17 protein-coding genes are annotated in these 15,764 nt (G+C 71.7%); 2 read left to right on the top strand and 15 right to left on the bottom strand.

Annotated elements, in window-relative coordinates; translation table 11 throughout:
* Nucleotides 1-17: 17 nt before the first annotated feature.
* From BIV57_RS07710 to dut, 11 genes are all read right to left on the bottom strand, one after another.
* Nucleotides 18-758, bottom strand: coding sequence for a DUF3159 domain-containing protein (locus tag BIV57_RS07710; protein ID WP_245797475.1), 741 nt, complete (start codon nucleotides 756-758; stop codon nucleotides 18-20).
* A gap of 4 nt (nucleotides 759-762) precedes the next feature.
* A complete protein-coding gene (locus BIV57_RS07705) occupies nucleotides 763-1,158 on the bottom strand; it encodes an OB-fold nucleic acid binding domain-containing protein (protein ID WP_071655920.1) in 396 nt (131 codons plus the stop codon).
* Between the two features lie 36 nt (nucleotides 1,159-1,194).
* Nucleotides 1,195-1,878, bottom strand: a complete 684-nt coding sequence (locus tag BIV57_RS07700; protein ID WP_071655919.1) for a response regulator — start codon at nucleotides 1,876-1,878, stop codon at nucleotides 1,195-1,197.
* A gap of 59 nt (nucleotides 1,879-1,937) precedes the next feature.
* Entirely contained in the window at nucleotides 1,938-4,496 is a 2,559-nt protein-coding gene (locus tag BIV57_RS07695; protein ID WP_071655918.1) for a DUF4118 domain-containing protein, read from the bottom strand.
* 19 nt (nucleotides 4,497-4,515) lie between these two features.
* Nucleotides 4,516-5,154 (bottom strand): K(+)-transporting ATPase subunit C, encoded by a 639-nt coding sequence (gene kdpC, locus BIV57_RS07690; RefSeq protein ID WP_071655917.1) that lies wholly within the window; start codon nucleotides 5,152-5,154, stop codon nucleotides 4,516-4,518.
* A gap of 2 nt (nucleotides 5,155-5,156) precedes the next feature.
* Nucleotides 5,157-7,313: a potassium-transporting ATPase subunit KdpB gene (kdpB, locus tag BIV57_RS07685; protein ID WP_071655916.1), complete on the bottom strand. Its 2,157-nt coding sequence runs from the start codon at nucleotides 7,311-7,313 to the stop codon at nucleotides 5,157-5,159.
* Nucleotides 7,310-9,013 carry a potassium-transporting ATPase subunit KdpA gene (kdpA, locus tag BIV57_RS07680; RefSeq protein WP_071655915.1) on the bottom strand — a complete coding sequence of 568 codons (1,704 nt, stop codon included), beginning with the start codon at nucleotides 9,011-9,013 and terminating at the stop codon, nucleotides 7,310-7,312. Before kdpA ends, kdpB begins: the two co-directional genes overlap by 4 nt.
* A gap of 6 nt (nucleotides 9,014-9,019) precedes the next feature.
* Complete coding sequence (gene kdpF / locus BIV57_RS07675) at nucleotides 9,020-9,109, bottom strand: K(+)-transporting ATPase subunit F (RefSeq protein ID WP_071655914.1); 90 nt, start codon at nucleotides 9,107-9,109, stop codon at nucleotides 9,020-9,022.
* Complete coding sequence (locus BIV57_RS26360) at nucleotides 9,109-9,234, bottom strand: hypothetical protein (protein ID WP_265736981.1); 126 nt, start codon at nucleotides 9,232-9,234, stop codon at nucleotides 9,109-9,111. Before BIV57_RS26360 ends, kdpF begins: the two co-directional genes overlap by 1 nt.
* Nucleotides 9,235-9,502: 268 nt before the next feature.
* Entirely contained in the window at nucleotides 9,503-10,279 is a 777-nt protein-coding gene (locus BIV57_RS07670; protein ID WP_071655913.1) for a DUF3710 domain-containing protein, read from the bottom strand.
* A gap of 2 nt (nucleotides 10,280-10,281) precedes the next feature.
* The gene (gene dut, locus BIV57_RS07665; protein WP_245797474.1) at nucleotides 10,282-10,854 is read right to left on the bottom strand and encodes a dUTP diphosphatase; all 573 of its coding nucleotides are present in this window, start codon (nucleotides 10,852-10,854) and stop codon (nucleotides 10,282-10,284) included.
* Nucleotides 10,855-10,926: 72 nt separating this feature from the next.
* Here dut and BIV57_RS07660 point away from each other — a divergent pair, with 72 nt between their 5' ends.
* Nucleotides 10,927-11,388 (top strand): DUF3093 domain-containing protein, encoded by a 462-nt coding sequence (locus BIV57_RS07660; protein ID WP_071655912.1) that lies wholly within the window; start codon nucleotides 10,927-10,929, stop codon nucleotides 11,386-11,388.
* Here the strand turns inward: BIV57_RS07660 and BIV57_RS24990 are convergent.
* From BIV57_RS24990 to BIV57_RS07640, 4 genes are all read right to left on the bottom strand, one after another.
* On the bottom strand, nucleotides 11,304-12,308 hold the full coding sequence (locus BIV57_RS24990) for a hypothetical protein (RefSeq protein WP_175548693.1): 1,005 nt from the start codon (nucleotides 12,306-12,308) through the stop codon (nucleotides 11,304-11,306). The two genes, BIV57_RS07660 and BIV57_RS24990, sit on opposite strands and share 85 nt — an antisense overlap.
* A gap of 14 nt (nucleotides 12,309-12,322) precedes the next feature.
* Entirely contained in the window at nucleotides 12,323-12,622 is a 300-nt protein-coding gene (locus tag BIV57_RS07650; RefSeq protein WP_071655911.1) for a DUF4193 domain-containing protein, read from the bottom strand.
* Between the two features lie 587 nt (nucleotides 12,623-13,209).
* Nucleotides 13,210-14,562 carry a sensor histidine kinase gene (locus tag BIV57_RS07645; RefSeq protein WP_107409502.1) on the bottom strand — a complete coding sequence of 451 codons (1,353 nt, stop codon included), beginning with the start codon at nucleotides 14,560-14,562 and terminating at the stop codon, nucleotides 13,210-13,212.
* Between the two features lie 7 nt (nucleotides 14,563-14,569).
* Nucleotides 14,570-15,223: a response regulator transcription factor gene (locus BIV57_RS07640; RefSeq protein WP_071655910.1), complete on the bottom strand. Its 654-nt coding sequence runs from the start codon at nucleotides 15,221-15,223 to the stop codon at nucleotides 14,570-14,572.
* Between the two features lie 296 nt (nucleotides 15,224-15,519).
* On the opposite strand from BIV57_RS07640, the gene BIV57_RS24985 reads away from it, so the two are divergent.
* Entirely contained in the window at nucleotides 15,520-15,693 is a 174-nt protein-coding gene (locus BIV57_RS24985) for a hypothetical protein (RefSeq protein ID WP_175548692.1), read from the top strand.
* Nucleotides 15,694-15,764: the final 71 nt, after the last annotated feature.

Here is a 15,764-nt window from a genome sequence, read left to right as displayed (position 1 = left end):
GCGAAGGGGCGGCAACCTCAGGAACGTTCCCGCTCCTCCTTGCGGCCCCCGCCGATCAGCGGCTCCGCAACCTTCAAAGGCGCCGGCGCCTTCGCCAGCACCAGCCACGTCAGGTAGATGGCGACCAGCCACAACGGCACGCCCAACCCCACCTTCGCCGCGCCCAGCCACGTCACGTTCCCCGCCCAGTACAGCGGGAACAGCACCGCCGCCCGCACCGCGAACAGCGCCACCCACACCCACGTCGCCTTGGTGTACGCCGCGCGCCGGCCCGGGTTCTGCGTCCGCCAGGACATGTTCTCGCCGAGCACCGGCCCCAGCAGCACGCCGATCAGCGGCCACCGCACCAGCGCCGAGACCATGTAGACGACCAGCAGCACCAGGCCGTAGATCATGCCGGGCAGGTAGAAGTCCTGCGCCTTGCCGGACTTCCAGGCGATGAACGCCCCGATGCCCACGCCGATGACGCCGCCGAACGCGTGCCGCAGCGTCTCGCGCCGCACCAGCCGGACCACGCCGAGCGCGATCGTCAGCCCGAACGCGGCGAGGCTCGCCGCGGCCAGCTGGTGCCAGATCGTGTAGACGAGGACGAAGACCAGACCGGGGACGGTCATGTCGACCATCCCGCGGACCCCGCCGAACGCCTCGACCAGCGAAGCCGTCCCGCCAGGATCCGATTCCGCAGCCGCCGGCGCCTGCCGACCGGGCACCGGCGGCTCCGCGGCCCCCTCCTCGACCGCCGCGACGTCCTCGCTCACCGAATCACTCCCGTCCGCTTCCCACCGGCCGCAGTTCGTACCAGGGGTTGAACATCACCGGGCGCCCGCGGCTCATGCCGACGCGCCCGCGCGCCACCAGGCGGCAGCCGGGCTCGACGCCGGCGATGGAGCGCCGCCCCAGCCACACCAGGTCGAGCGCGGCCGACCCGTCGAAGAGCTCGGCCTCCAGCGCCGGCACCCCGGCCCGCGGCCGCAGTGTCACCGTCCGCAGCGTACCGGTCACGGTGACGATCTCGCGATCCCCGCAACGGGCGATCGGCACGGCACCGGTCTCCTCGGTCTCCTGCTGCAGCTCCTCGGCCTGGAGCTCCTCCTCGCTGGAGGTCAGCCGCCCCAGCATCCGCCGGAACCGCCCCTGCGCCTTCTGCTCGCCACCCATAACCCCCCAGGCTACCGGTCGGCGCCGAGCGCCCGGCTAGCCCTCGAACCGGTACCCCATCCCGGGCTCCGTGACGAAGTACCGCGGCCGGGCCGGATCCGGCTCCAGCTTCCGCCGCAACTGCGCCATGTAGACCCGCAGATAGTTCGTCTCCGTCCGGTACGACGGCCCCCACACCTCCTTCAGCAGCTGCTGCTGGCTCACCAGCCGCCCCGGGTTCCGCACCAGGACCTCAAGCAGGTGCCACTCCGTGGGCGTGAGCCGCACATCCGTGCCCCCGCGGCCCACCCGCTTCGCCGCCAGATCCACCGTGAAGTCGGCGGTGTTCACCACCGCGTCGTCGGTGTCCGCCGCCACCGGCTCCGCGCGCCGCACCGCCGCCCGCAGCCGGGCCAGCAACTCGTCCATGCCGAACGGCTTGGTGACGTAGTCGTCCGCGCCCGCGTCCAGCGCGTCCACCTTCTCGTCGGACGCGTGCCGCGCCGACAGCACGATGATCGGCACCCGCGTCCAGCCGCGCAGCCCGCGGATCACCTCGAGGCCGTCCATGTCGGGCAGCCCCAGGTCGAGCACCACCACATCGGGGTGCCGCGCGGCCGCCGCGGCCAGCGCCTTCGCCCCGTCCTCGGCGGCGTCGACGCGATAGCCCCGGGCCCGCAGATTGATCACCAGCGCGCGGACGATCTGCGGCTCGTCGTCCACCACCAGTACCCGCGTCACCGCTGCGTCTCCACCCTCGCGCTCCCGACTCTCCCGCTGCTCCCGGTCCCGAACACCCGTCATGTCACCGCCCCCTCCGCTGTGCTGACGGCATCCCGCCCCACCTGCGCCGCACCGTCCGCCGTGCGCAGGCTGAGCACCATCGTCAGCCCGCCGCCGGGAGTGTCCTCGGCCTGCAGGGCGCCGTCCATCGCCTCCGCGAAGCCCCGGGCCACCGCGAGGCCGAGGCCCACCCCGGCGCCCCGCGGCGCGTCCCCGAGCCGCTGGAACGGCTCGAAGACCTGCTCCTTGTCGTCGTCGCCGACACCCGGGCCGTGGTCGACCACCCGCAGCTCCAGCCGGTCGCCCACCACGTCCGCGCGCACCCGGACGGGCCGCTCCTCCGCGGCCCCGTACTTCACGGCGTTCTCCACCACGTTCGCCACCACCCGCTCCAGCAGGCCCGCGTCGGCGCGCACCGCCGGCAGCGACTCGGCGAACTCCAGTGTGACGCGGCCCGGCGGCAGGCCGCGCAGCGCGGCCGGCACCACCTCGTCCAGCGAGACGTCCGCCATCAGCGGGGTGAGCGTGTCGGTGTGCAGCCGGCTCATGTCCAGCAGGTTGCCCACCAGATTGTCCAACCGGTCGGCGCCCTCCTCGATTCCGGCCAGCAGCTCCGCCTCGTCCTCCGGCGACCAGGAGACGTCCTGCGAACGCAGGCTGGTCACCGAGGCCTTGATACCGGCCAGCGGGGTGCGCAGATCGTGCGAGACGGCGGCGAGCAGCGCGGTGCGGATCTTGTTGCCCTCGGCCTGGCGGCGCGCCGAGGCGGCCTCGTCCACCAGCCGCTGCCGCTCCAGCACCACCGCGGCCTGGGCCGCGAAGGCGCCGAGCACCCGGCGGTCCTCGGCGGGCAGCACCCGGCCGCGCAGCACCAGCGACAGGTCGTCGTTGACGGGGATCTCCACATCCGCGTCCTCCGGCCGCTCGCAGGCCGGAACGTCGCCCACCGCGTCCACGCAGACCCACGGCGAGCGGTCGTCGGCGCGCTCCAGCAGCGCCACCGAGTCCACCGCGAAGGTCTCCCGGACGCGCTCCAGCAGCGCGGGCAGCGCCTGCTCGCCGCGGAGCACGCTGTTGGCCAGCAGGCTCAGCGTCTCGGACTCCGCCCGGCTGCGGGCCGCCTGGGCGGTGCGCCGGGCGGCCAGGTCGACCACCCAGGCCACCGCCAGGGCCGTGGCCACGAAGATCGCCAACGCCACCATGTTGTCCGGCTGCTGGATGGTGAGCGTGTGGTACGGCGCGGTGAAGTACCAGTTCCACAGCAGCGAGCCGACGATCGCCGAGGCGAGCGACGGGAAGAGCCCGCCCAGCAGCGCCGCGGCGACCGTGCAGGCCAGGTAGAGCAGCATGTCGGTGGCCGAGGAGAAGCCCTTGTGGAACGTGGTCAGCAGCGGGGTGAGGGCAATCGGCAGCCCGACGCCCACGATCCAGCCCGCCACCGTCCGCGGCATGCCCAGCCCCACCTTGCGGAACCGGGGCAGCGCATAGCCCTTGCCGGCGTACTCGTGGGTGACGATGTGCACGTCGACCTCGCCGGAGAGCCGCGCCACCGTGGCGCCCACCCCCGGGCCGAAGATGTACTCCCACGGCTTGCGGCGGCTGGAGCCCAACACGATCTGGGTGGCGTTGACGCCCCGCGCGAACTCCAGCAGCGCGGTGGGGATGTCGTCGCCGATCACGGAGTGGTAGCTGCCGCCCAGCTCCTCGGTGAGCCGGCTCTGCCGGGCCAGCCGGGCCGGCGACGCGCCCGCGGAGAGCGCGTCGCCGCCGGTGATGTGAACGGCCATCAGCTCGCCGCCGGCCCCGCGGGCGGCCATCCGGGCGCCCCTGCGCAGGAGCGTTTCCCCCTCCGGCCCTCCGGTGAGCCCGACGACCACCCGCTCGCGGGCCGGCCAGGTGCCGGTGATGCCCCGGTCGTCGCGGTACTTCTTCAGGTGCTCGTCGACCCGGTCGGCCGTCCACAGCAGCGCCAGCTCGCGCAGCGCGGCGAGGTTGCCGACCCGGAAGTACTGGGAGAGCGCCGCGTCGACCTTGTCGGGCAGGTAGATGTTGCCGTGCGCCAGCCGGCGGCGCAGCGCCTCGGGCGACATGTCGACCAGTTCGATCTGGTCGGCGCGCCGCACCACCTCGTCCGGGACGGTCTCCTTCTGGACCACCCCGGTGATGCTCTCCACCACGTCGTTGAGCGACTCCAGGTGCTGGATGTTGACCGTCGAGACGACGTTGATCCCGGCGGAGAGCAGCTCCTCGATGTCCTGCCAGCGCTTGGCGTTGCGGGAGCCGGGGATGTTGCTGTGCGCGAGCTCGTCGACGAGCGCGGTGCCCGGGTTGCGGGCGAGCACCGCGTCGACGTCCATCTCGGTGAAGACGCCGCCGCGGTACTCGATCTCCCGGCGGGGCACCTGCTCGAGCCCGGCGAGCATCACCTTGGTGCGCGGCCGGTCGTGGGTCTCCACGAAGCCGACGACGACGTCCCCGCCGCGCTCCAGGCGGCGGTGGGCCTCGCCGAGCATGGCGTAGGTCTTGCCCACGCCGGGCGCCGCACCCAGGTAGATGCGCAGTGTTCCGCGTGCCATGGCTCCCGCTTCCGGACTCTCAGCTCATCGTGGCGAGCGCGAGGTTCAATTCGAGCACATTGACCCGCGGATCGCCGAGAATCCCCAGCGTACGGCCCTGCACATGCGCGTCGACGAGCTTGGCCACGGCGGTCGCGGAGAGGTGGTTGACCCGGGCCACCCGGTCGATCTGCAGCTTGGCGTAGGCCGGGGAGATCTGCGGGTCGAGGGAGGAGCCGGAGGCGGTGACGGCGTCGGCCGGCACCGCGCTCTCGCTCACCCCGTTGAACTTCGCGACGTCGGCCTTGCGCTGCTCGACCGTCTTGGTGAGCTCGGGGTTGCTCAGCGCCAGGTTGGACGCCCCGGAGGCGGCCGGGTCGTAGTTGGAGGTCGACGGCCGCGGCTGGAACCACTTGGGGTTCGGGGTCACCACGGTCACCTCCTCGCCGTTCTGCTTGACGGTCTTCGCGGTGCCCCAGTACTGCCCGACGAGGGACGACGCGACGTTCTTTCCGTCCACCTTGACGATGGACCCGTTGGCCTTGTCGTGGAAGATGCCCTGCGCGAGGCCGGTCACCACGAGCGGGTACACGATGCCGCACACCACGGTGAGGACGAGCACCGCTCGGATGCCGGTCCACACCACGCGGACGCGGGAGTTGGTCTTGGTGCCAGCCATGGTCAGCCGATCCCGGGGATGAGAGAGACGAGCAGGTCGATGAGCTTGATCCCGACGAACGGGATGATCAGGCCGCCGATGCCGTAGACGAGGATGTTGCGGCGCAGCATCCGGTCGGCGGACAGCGGGCGGTAGCGGACGCCCTTCAGGGAGAGCGGGATCAGCGCGATGATGATCAGCGCGTTGAAGATGACCGCCGAGAGGATCGCGGACTTCGGGGTCGAGAGGTCCATGATGTTGAGCTTGTTCAGCCCCGGGTAGGCCACCGCGAACATCGCCGGGAGGATCGCGAAGTACTTCGCGACGTCGTTGGCGATGGAGAACGTGGTGAGCGCGCCGCGGGTGATGAGCAGCTGCTTGCCGATCTCGACGATCTCGATCAGCTTGGTCGGGTTGGAGTCCAGGTCCACCATGTTCCCGGCCTCCTTGGCGGCCGAGGTCCCGGTGTTCATCGCCACCCCGACGTCCGCCTGGGCCAGCGCGGGGGCGTCGTTGGTGCCGTCGCCGGTCATGGCGACCAGGTGGCCGCCGGCCTGCTCCCGCTTGATGAGGGCCATCTTGTCCTCGGGGGTGGCCTCGGCGAGGTAGTCGTCGACGCCGGCCTCCTCGGCGATGGCCGCCGCGGTGCGCGGGTTGTCACCGGTGATCATGACGGTGCGGATGCCCATCTTCCGCAGCTCGTCGAACCGCTCCCGCATGCCCTCCTTGACGACGTCCTTGAGGTGGATGACGCCGAGCACCCGGGCGCCGTCGGCGTCCCTGACGGCCACCAGCAGCGGGGTGCCGCCGGCCGAGGAGATCTCGTCGACCACGGTGCGGGCCTGCTCGGGGGAGGTGCTGCCGTTCTCCTCGACCCAGGCGAGGACGGAGCCGGCGGCGCCCTTTCGGATGCTGCGGGCGGACGCGCCGCCGCCCAGGTCGACGCCGCTCATCCGGGTCTGCGCGGTGAACTCGATGAAGACGGCGTCGTCACCGGCGCCGTTCGCGTCGTCGAACCCGTAGCGGGTGTCCGCCAGTTCGACGATGGAACGCCCCTCGGGCGTCTCGTCGGCGAGCGAGGAGAGCCGGGCCGCCTCGGCGACCTGGGCGTCCGAGACGCCGGCCATCGGGACGAAGGCGTCGGCGCGCCGGTTGCCGTAGGTGATGGTGCCGGTCTTGTCGAGCAGCAGGGTGCTGACGTCGCCGGCGGCCTCCACGGCGCGTCCGGACATCGCCAGGACGTTCCGCTGCACCAACCGGTCCATGCCGGCGATGCCGATCGAGGAGAGCAGCGCCCCGATGGTCGTCGGGATGAGGCAGACCAGGAGCGCCACCAGCACGGTGAGGGTCTGCGGCGCCTTGGCGTAGTTGGCCATCGGCGGCAGCGTCATCACCGCGAGCAGGAAGACCACGGTCAGCGAGGCGAGCAGGATGTTCAGCGCGATCTCGTTGGGCGTCTTCTGCCGGGAGGCGCCCTCCACCAGGCCGATCATGCGGTCGATGAAGGTCTCGCCGGGCTTGGTGCTGATCCGGATGATGACCCGGTCGGAGAGCACCTTGGTGCCGCCGGTGACGGCCGAGCGGTCACCGCCGGACTCGCGGATGACGGGCGCCGACTCGCCGGTGATCGCCGACTCGTCGATGCTCGCCACGCCCTCGATGACGTCGCCGTCACCGGGGATGATGTCGCCGGCCTCGCAGACCACCAGGTCGCCGATGGTCAGCTCGGTGCCGGGCACCTGCTCCTCGGCGCCGTCGCGCTTGCCGCCGACCAGCCGGCGGGCCATCGTCTCGGTCTTGGCCTTGCGGAGCGTCTCGGCCTGGGCCTTGCCGCGGCCCTCGGCCACCGCCTCCGCCAGGTTCGCGAAGACCACGGTGAACCAGAGCCAGACGGTGATGCCCCAGACGAAGCCGCTGGGCTTGAAGCAGGCCAGGATCAGGGTCAGCACGGAGCCGATCTCGACCACGAACATCACCGGCGACTTGACCATCAGCCGGGGGTCGAGCTTGCGGAACGCGTCCGGCAGCGCGGACCAGAGCATCTTCGGGTCGAAGAGGCCCCCGCCGACACGGGCGGCCGAGGCCTCGCCGTGCGGCTCCGGCGCCTTGCCGGGGGTCTGGCCCGGCTCCGCCGTGAGGGTTGGGGTGGACGACACAGCCGTCTTTCCTTCCGAGGTCATGACGAGAACCCTTCGGCCAGCGGGCCGAGTGCGAGCGCCGGGAAGTAGGTCAGGCCGCACACCAGGATGACGACCGACGCGGCGAGCATCGCGAACATGGGGGTGTTGGTGCGCAGCGTGCCCTTGGACGCGGGGATGGGCTTCTGCTCGGTGAGCGAGCCGGCCAGGGCCAGCACGAACACCATCGGCAGGAAGCGGCCCATGAGCATCGCGATACCGATCGCGGTGTTGTACCAGTCGGTGTTGGCGTTGAGCCCGGCGAAGGCCGATCCGTTGTTGTTGGCCCCCGAGGTGAAGGCGTAGAGGACCTCGGTGAAGCCGTGCGCCATCCCCGGGTTGGCCATCGAGGCCCTCGCCGTGGGCATCGCCATCGAGATGGAGGTGAACAGCAGCGCCACGGTCGGGGTGACGAGGATGTAGAGCGCGGCCATGGTGATCTCGCGGGAGCCGAGCTTCTTGCCCAGGTACTCCGGCGTCCGGCCCACCATCAGGCCGGCGATGAAGACCGTGATGACGGCGATGATCAGCATCCCGTAGAGGCCGGAGCCGACGCCGCCGGGGGTGACCTCGCCGAGCATCATGTCGAAGAGCGCGATGCCGCCGCCGAACCCGGTGAACGAGGAGTGGAAGGAGTCGACCGCGCCGGTCGAGGTCATCGTGGTGCTCACCGCGAAGAGCGAGGAGCCGCCGATGCCGAACCGGCTCTCCTTGCCCTCCATCGCGGCACCGGCCGCCTGGGCCGCCGCACCCGGGTGCAGGAACTCCGTGACGTGCATCAGGACCACGAAGAGCAGCCAGACGCCGCCCATCGCCCCGAGCAGCGCATAGCCCTGCTTCACGCTGCCGACCATCTTGCCGAAGGTGCGGGTCAGCGAGAACGGGATGATCAGGATCAGGAAGATCTCGAAGATGTTGGTGAACGGGTTCGGGTTCTCGAACGGGTGCGCGGAGTTGGCGTTGAAGAAGCCGCCGCCGTTGGTGCCGAGCTCCTTGATGACCTCCTGGGAGGCGATCGGCCCGGTGAACAGGTGCTGCACCTCGCCGCCGAGGCCGGTGACGGTCTCGGGCATCGAGAGGCTCTGCGTCACGCCGCCGGCCACCAGGATCAGCGCCCCGACGACGGCGACGGGCAGCAGGATGCGCAGCGTGCCGCGCACCAGGTCCACCCAGAAGTTGCCCAGCTCGCCGCCGCTGCGGTAGCGGGCGAAGCCCCGCACCAGGGCGATCGCCACCGCCATGCCGACCGCGGCGGAGACGAAGTTCTGCACCGCCAGCCCGGTCATCTGGGTGACGTGGCTCATCGTCGTCTCGCCGCTGTACGACTGCCAGTTGGTGTTGGAGACGAAGGACGCGGCGGTGTTGAACGACTGCTGCGGATCGACGTTGACGAGGTTGTGGCCCGTCGAGCCGTCGGTGCCGAGCGCCAGCCTGTCCAGCGGCAGATGGCTCTGGATCCGCTGGATCAGGTAGAGGAAGAGCACGGAGGCGGCCGAGAAGACCAGCACCCCGCGCAGGTAGGCCGGCCAGCGCTGCTCGGCGTCGGGGTCGACGCCCATCAGCCGGTACAGGCCCTTCTCCACCTTCAGGTGCTTCCTGGAGGTGTAGACGTTGGCCATGTAGGTGCCGAACGGCACGTAGCAGACGCCCAGCAGGGCGATCAGGAAAAGGGCCTGGAGGACCGCGGCCAGAACAGGACTCATCGCGGGTCAGAACCTCTCGGGGAAGACGAGGGCCACGATCAGGTAGACGAAGAGCGCCACCCCGACGATCAGCCCGATGATCATCTCGATGCCCATCAGCGGGACGCCCCGCTCTGCGGGTCCTCGCCCTTGCGGCGCTCACGCCGCTGCAGTCCACCGGCCGCGAGGCCGACGACGGCGAATATCGCCAACGTCAGCGCGACATAGGCCACGTCGAGCATTGCTCGGCTCCTCAACCACACTGGTGCGCGCCCGGCGTCTCCGGGCGTCTCCCGACGAGGAAACCGCGCGTTTGTGCCCTCACCCGATCCGTTGACGCCCCCCATACGCCCGCATTAATGATCTTGACGGCACTTTGACGGTCGCCTTCCGGCACCTTCCCGGGCCATCAGAAAACGCCCCGGCACCCCACCGCGCGGACGGCGCAGCCGTCCGGGTGGGGTGCCGGGGCGAAGGGGTGGCAAAAGGGGCCGCCACCAGCATCAAGCGTTAACGGACCTCGGTGATCTCCGGCCCGCGTTCGAACGGATTCAGCGCCGCCGACCCGGAGAACCGCGACGGCTCCTCCTGCGGAGCCGCCGGCTCCGCCGCGCCGCCGGTCCCGTCCGGGACCATCTGCGCGTCGTCGGGCAGCTGCAGCACGATCGGGTCCCGCGGGGCCATCGGCCCCTCCCCGCGCACCACCACCGTCGACCGGAACACGTTCTCCAGCACCTCGGCCGTCTGCGGCTGCGCCGCGCCCTGCCCGGCGATCACGCCGCGCAGGAACCACCGCGGCCCGTCGCACCCGACGAACCGCACCTGCTGCACCCCGCTGCTGCCGTTCGGCAGCGGCACCGGGATCTGCGCCCGCAGCTCCCAGCCCAGCGTCCCCTCGAGCTCGTCGACGGTGCCGCCCTGCTGCGTGATGCTGGACGCGATCTCCGCGCGGATCTCCCCCCACAGCCCCTCCGTGCGGGGCGCGGCGAACGCCTGCAGCGCGATCGAGCTCTGGCCGAGCACCACGGTGGCCGCCACGATCGCGTCGCCCGCGACCTCGACGCGCAGCTCCATCCCCTGGACCGCGGGAACCAGCAGGCCCCCGAGGTCGACGCGGCCCTCGGCCGCGTCCTGCAGCTCGGTGGCGTCCCACGGGCCCTCGGGCCGCGGGGCGGGGGGAAGGGACTGCCGGGCGGCATCCTCGGCGCCGGGCTCGAACTCGTCGGTGCTGGTGGCACCCTCGTCGAGCTCGTCGGCGGCGCCCTGGTTACGGCGGCGACGGAACACGGTCACTGTCCTTCCCGGTCGGAGACCTCGCGGCGGTCGGCTCCGCCTCCGGTCTCGGTGATGCTAAGCGCGTGGTGGCCACCAGTCGAACCATGGCCTCCGGTGCCGCGGGACGAGGACGGCAGGCCGGCCACGTCGCCGTCCTCCCCTCCCTCGCCGACGACGCGGAACCTCGCCCGCTCCACCCGCTGGATCACCAGCTGCGCGATCCGGTCGCCACGGCGGAAGCTCACCGGGTTCCTCGGGTCCAGGTTGATCACCACGACCTTCAGCTCCCCGCGATACCCCGCATCCACCGTACCGGGCGCATTGACGATCGAAACCCCGCAGCGCGCGGCGAGCCCCGAACGCGGGTGCACGAAGGCCGCGTAGCCGTCGGGCAGCGCGATGGCCACCCCGGTGGGCAGCGTCGCGCGCTCCCCCGGTTCGAGGTCGGCGTCGATCGCGGTGCGCAGATCGGCGCCGGCGTCGCCGGGGTGGGCGTAGCAGGGCGGGGGCAGCTCGGGATCCAGCCGGGAGAGCAGCACCTCGACGGTGCCGGGCTCGTCCTGGGGACGGTGGTGCGGGTCGCTCACAGGCGCGGACTCTACCGGCCCGGAACCACCCCGCGCGCAGGGTGCGGTGCGCGCCCCGGGCACAATGGGGCCATGTACGACGAGAGGCTGACCGCTCCCGCCACTTGGTGGCTCTACAGCGTGATCACGGGGCTGTTCGTCGGCCTCACGCTCTTCTACTTCGGTCTGGTGATCGCCTTCATCGGCTTCGTCGCCGGCACGGCCGCGGCCGCGGTGCTCATCAGCTCCTACGGCTCGGTGCGGGTGCGGGTGGTGCAGGGCGCGCTGGTGGCCGGCGACGCCAAGGTGCCCGTCTCGGCGCTCGGCGAGGCGCATGTGATGGACGCCGAGGAGGCCCGCGCCTGGCGGCTGCACAAGGCCGACACGCGGGCGTTCATGCTGCTGCGCGCCTACATCCCGACGGCCGTCCGGATCGAGGTGACCGATCCCGAGGACCCGACCCCGTACCTCTACTTGTCCACCCGCTTCCCCAAGCGCCTGGTCTCCGCCCTGGACAAGGCGCGGTCCGCGGAGCCGTCGCCCTCCGGGAGCTGACGGCCCTCGCCGCCGGCCCGGCGGCGCAGGTCGCGCCGGATCTTCTCGGCGAGCTTGTGGGTGTCGCGGTGGTTCATCGTGGCGCCGACGCCGGCGCCGATCAGGAACGGCGTCAGGGACGGGGCGCTGCGCGCCATCCGCCCGATGAGCCGGTTGCGCAGGTCGCGCTTGGCGGTGCTGGAGAAGGCGTCGCCGAGCGCCGTCGGCCGTCGCGGGTCGATGCCGCGCTGGTCGGCCCAGGCCACCAGGTAGGCCATCGAGCGCTGCCGGCCGTTGCCCTGCGCCGGGATCCCGTAGGCCTCGTGGAGCTCGGCCACCAGTTTGAACTCGATCGCCGCCACCGCCAGGGTCTCGGCGGCGAGCTCCACGGGCATGGTCATGGGGTTGGGCAGCACCGCGGCGGCGCCGATGCCGGCGCCCACCGCTGCGGTGGACCGCTCCGCGCCCTTCACCAGCTTGTCGGCGAGCTCCTCGGTGCCCAGCCCGGGGTGGTGCTGCCGCAGCGACTCCAGGCGGCGCACCGGGATGCGGGGTGCCGCCTCGATCAGCCGGTCGGCGAGCGCGTGAGCGCCCTTGCCGCCGGCGTGCGCGGCGCGTGCGCCGGCCCGTCCGGCGGCACCCGCTCCACGGCCCAGCGCGGCCCTGAGGGCCGCCAGGAGCCTTTTGCGGTCGCCGTTGCGCCCGGGGCGCCCGTCGGGGCCCTCCGGCCCCTGGGTGGCCACCAGGACGCCCTCAGGGGCGTCCTCGTCCCCGTCGTCCGACGGGGCGGGCGGCAGCGCGGCGATCCCCGCGATCAGGTCCGCCGCACTGCTCTCGTCGCCGTCCGGCGCCTGCGGGCCGTCCTGCCCCTCGGGCAGTGCGTCCCGGTCGCGCCGGCCGAACCGTCCCAGCCTTCCGGTCCTTCCGGTCCTGCGCGCCATGGCCGCTCCCGGCCTCAGGCTGCGCAGTCCCGGCAGATGGGCTGGCCGTTCTTCTCGGCGGCCAGCTGGCTGCGGTGGTGCACCAGGAAGCAGCGCGAGCAGGTGAACTCGTCCGCCTGGCGCGGCAGCACTCGGACCGAGAGCTCCTCGCCGGACAGATCCGCTCCGGGCAGCTCCAGGTTCTCCGCCTGCTCGAACTCGTCCACGTCGACGGTCGAGGTGGACTTGTCGTTCCGACGAGCCTTGAGCTCCTCGATGCTGTCCTCGTTGAGGTCGTCGTCGGTCTTGCGTGGGGTGTCGTAGTCCGTTGCCATGTCAGCTTCTCCCCCTCCGGGTGTGTATCCGTGTGTAAGTGGGTTCCGCGCACGTAACGCGCGAGGGCCCGGTCTTGTGCCCGACCCGAAGCGGAGATTTTGCCTTACATCAAGTCCCGTTACTCAATCGACACTCGGTCTCGGGCCGCCGAACGGTGATCCGATTGGATGGACGGTCGGTCCGGGAGGCCGATCTGCCGCAGCTCGCGCGCGCTCCACCGTGTACTTCCCGTGATCGAACCCTCCGGAAACCACGCCCGATATTCACTCTCCCGGGCGAAACGTCCAGCGGCCCTCGACCGCCCGTCGCGGCCTCGCACCGGGGTTCGGTGCGGATGCGGTCCATGTGGGCGGAATCCCCGCCTCCAGGGCCGCCCCCCCGGCCGGCGAACACACTCCGTGACCGAAATCGGGGGCCAGGACGGGACCCGGATCTTACGGGACGTCAGCGCGGAACCCCCGTGGAGCCGCCAAATATGACGTTGCTCACACCTTCGCCGCGGCGTGTCGCGGAGCCCCGGTACGACCGGAAATCGCCGCCCGCAACCCGGGGACGGAGCACTCGTTCGGAGGGTGTCGCGGACGCCTCAGGAGGGCAGCAGCACCCGGACGGAGAGGCCGCCCCCGGGACGCGGCTCGGCCGCGATGGAGCCGCCGTGCGCCCGCACCACCGACCGGACGATCGACAGGCCCAGCCCGACGCCCTTGTCGCTCCCGGTGCGCTCCGCGAGCCGCCGGAACGGCTCGAAGATGCCGTCCACCTCGTAGCCGGGCACCACCGCGCCGGTGTTGGAGACCTCCAGCAGGCCGCCCTCGCCCATCCGCCGGGCCTCCACCCGCACCCAGCCGCCGGGCTCGTTGTACTTCACCGCGTTCTGCACGAGGTTGAGCGCCACCCGCTCCAGCAGCACCCCGTTGCCGCGCACCACCACCTCCTGGAGGTCGGAGCGCACCTCCACCTCCTGGGACGCGGCGTCGGCGCGGCACTGCTCCAGGGCCCGCTCGGCGACCTCGGCGAGGTCGACGGGCTGGCGGTCCTTCTCGGTGAGCTCGTTCTCGCTGCGGGCGAGCAGCAGCAGCCCCTCCACCAGGGCCTCGCTGCGCTGGTTGGTGGCGAGCAGGCTCTTGCCGAGCTGCTTCACCTCCGCCGGCGCGTCCGGGTCGGAGAGTTGCACCTCCAGCAGGGTGCGGTTGATCGCCAGCGGGGTGCGCAGCTCGTGCGAGGCGTTGGCGACGAACCTGCGCTGCGAGTCGAACGCCCGGTCGAGGCGCTCCAGCATCTCGTCGAAGGTGTCGGCGAGCTCCTTGAACTCGTCGTCCGGGCCGTCCAGGTTGATCCGCTGGTGGAGGTCGGAGCCGACCACCTTGCGGGCGGTGCGGGTGATGCGGCCCAGCGGCTGCAGCACCCGGCCGGCCATGATGTAGCCGAACGCGAAGGCCACCACCGCGAGCCCCAGCAGCGCCGTCAGCGACTGCCGCAGCAGCTCGTTGAGGGCCTGGTTCTCCTGGAACTGCTGGATCGCGTTGAGCTGGCGCTGCACCGTGGCGTCGTCGCAGAGCTTGGTGTCGTTGATCTGCAGGCAGGTGTTGGCGCTCAACCTGATGTGGTAGAGGTCGCTCTGCACCTGGAGGCTGTTGCGCACCAGCACGTAGACGAGGCCCAGCAGCAGGATCCCGGCGATCAGGAACATCCCGCCGTACAGGGCGGTCAGCCGGAAGCGGATCGTCGGCCGCAGCAGCGGGCCCGCCAGCCGCTCGGGGTGCGAGGCGGTGCCGCCGCCGCCTCCGTTGCCCGAGCCGCCGCCGGCGGCGGCGCCGGGCAGCTTGTTCGTGCCCGTGGTGCTGGTGCTGGAGCTGCTGCGGAAGCCCGCCGGCCGGGGCGGCTGCGGGGGCCGGGGCGGCACCCGCGGGGCGCCCCCGCTCTCCGGAAGATCGGCCATGACGAGGTCAGATCCGGTAGCCGGCGCCGGGCACCGTGATGATCACGGGCGGCTCGCCGAGCTTCCGGCGCAGCGTCATGACCGTCACCCGCACCACGTTGGTGAACGGGTCGATGAACTCGTCCCACGCCTTCTCGAGGAGCTGCTCGGCGGAGACCACCGCGCCCTCGGCGCGCATCAGCACCTCCAGGACCGCGAACTCCTTCGGCGACAGCTGCACCGGGCGGCCGTCGCGGGTGACCTCGCGGCGGTTGGGGTCCAGGGTGATGCCGGAGCGCTCCAGCACCGGAGGCAGCGCGGTCGTCGACCTCCTGCCGAGGGCGCGGACGCGGGCCACCATCTCGGTGAACGCGAACGGCTTCGGCAGGTAGTCGTCGGCCCCCAGCTCCAGGCCGGCGACCCGCTCGCTGATGTCGCCGGAGGCGGTGAGCATCAGGACCCGGGTGGGCGAGGAGTTGGCCACGACGTAGCGGCAGACCTCGTCGCCGTGGACCTTGGGGAGATCCCGGTCCAGGACGACCACGTCGTAGTCGTTGACGGCGACGCGGTCCATCGCCGCCTGTCCGTCGTAGACCACGTCCACGGCCATGGCCTCCCGGCGCAGACCGGTGGCGACGGCGTCGGCGAGCAGCTGCTCGTCCTCGACGACGAGAACCCGCAAGGCGTCATCCTTTCCAGAAAAGTGGACCGTCGGCGCCCCGCCCTGGGCCGCGGCGCCCGTGTCGCGGGGCGCGCGGCCTCCATAGCGGCGGGCGGGTGCCGACGGTGCCTCCATGGTGCCTGCGGCACCGGTAAGGCAACGGTAAACCGTGACCGCGTCCCGCCGGGGCAGGCACCGGCGCGGGGTCCGGATGTGCACCAGGTTCTCGGCGCCGCAAGGTTTCTGTGGCATATCCAACGGGGAGGACGACCAACACACCCCGCCCGAAACCCACCCTCACCCCCGAGGAGGCCCTCATGGACGCGTTCACGACAGGCATCCTCGACCGCATTCGGGAGACCGAGCGCGATCTTCGCCGCGCGGTCGAGACGGGAGACGAGTTCCTGGTCGAGGTGGAGGAGTCCGAGTTGGAAGACCTCTACCGACTCGCGGCCGAGCACGGCGTGCCGGTCCTCCGCCAGACGGCCTGACGGCCTTCGTTCCCTGCGACAACCCCTTGGCTTCGCGGCCGGGGGGTTTTTGCGTAGGGGCGTGCCCGGGG

Origin of the sequence: Mangrovactinospora gilvigrisea (assembly GCF_001879105.1) — a bacterium.
Classification (GTDB): domain Bacteria; phylum Actinomycetota; class Actinomycetes; order Streptomycetales; family Streptomycetaceae; genus Mangrovactinospora; species Mangrovactinospora gilvigrisea.
This window is presented reverse-complemented; position numbering and strand designations above follow the sequence as displayed.

Bases quoted from the DNA above. Each gene is read 5' to 3' on its own strand.
- BIV57_RS07645 (WP_107409502.1), bottom strand. From the start codon at position 14,562: ATGGCCGATCTTCCGGAGAGCGGGGGCGCCCCGCGGGTGCCGCCCCGG.
- kdpB (WP_071655916.1), bottom strand. From the start codon at position 7,313: ATGACCTCGGAAGGAAAGACGGCTGTGTCGTCCACCCCAACCCTCACG.
- BIV57_RS07695 (WP_071655918.1), bottom strand. From the start codon at position 4,496: ATGGCACGCGGAACACTGCGCATCTACCTGGGTGCGGCGCCCGGCGTG.
- BIV57_RS24985 (WP_175548692.1), top strand. From the start codon at position 15,520: ATGGACGCGTTCACGACAGGCATCCTCGACCGCATTCGGGAGACCGAG.
- kdpA (WP_071655915.1), bottom strand. From the start codon at position 9,013: ATGAGTCCTGTTCTGGCCGCGGTCCTCCAGGCCCTTTTCCTGATCGCC.
- kdpF (WP_071655914.1), bottom strand. From the start codon at position 9,109: ATGGGCATCGAGATGATCATCGGGCTGATCGTCGGGGTGGCGCTCTTC.
- BIV57_RS07650 (WP_071655911.1), bottom strand. From the start codon at position 12,622: ATGGCAACGGACTACGACACCCCACGCAAGACCGACGACGACCTCAAC.
- kdpC (WP_071655917.1), bottom strand. From the start codon at position 5,154: ATGGCTGGCACCAAGACCAACTCCCGCGTCCGCGTGGTGTGGACCGGC.
- BIV57_RS26360 (WP_265736981.1), bottom strand. From the start codon at position 9,234: ATGCTCGACGTGGCCTATGTCGCGCTGACGTTGGCGATATTCGCCGTC.
- BIV57_RS24990 (WP_175548693.1), bottom strand. From the start codon at position 12,308: ATGGCGCGCAGGACCGGAAGGACCGGAAGGCTGGGACGGTTCGGCCGG.
- BIV57_RS07660 (WP_071655912.1), top strand. From the start codon at position 10,927: ATGTACGACGAGAGGCTGACCGCTCCCGCCACTTGGTGGCTCTACAGC.
- BIV57_RS07705 (WP_071655920.1), bottom strand. From the start codon at position 1,158: ATGGGTGGCGAGCAGAAGGCGCAGGGGCGGTTCCGGCGGATGCTGGGG.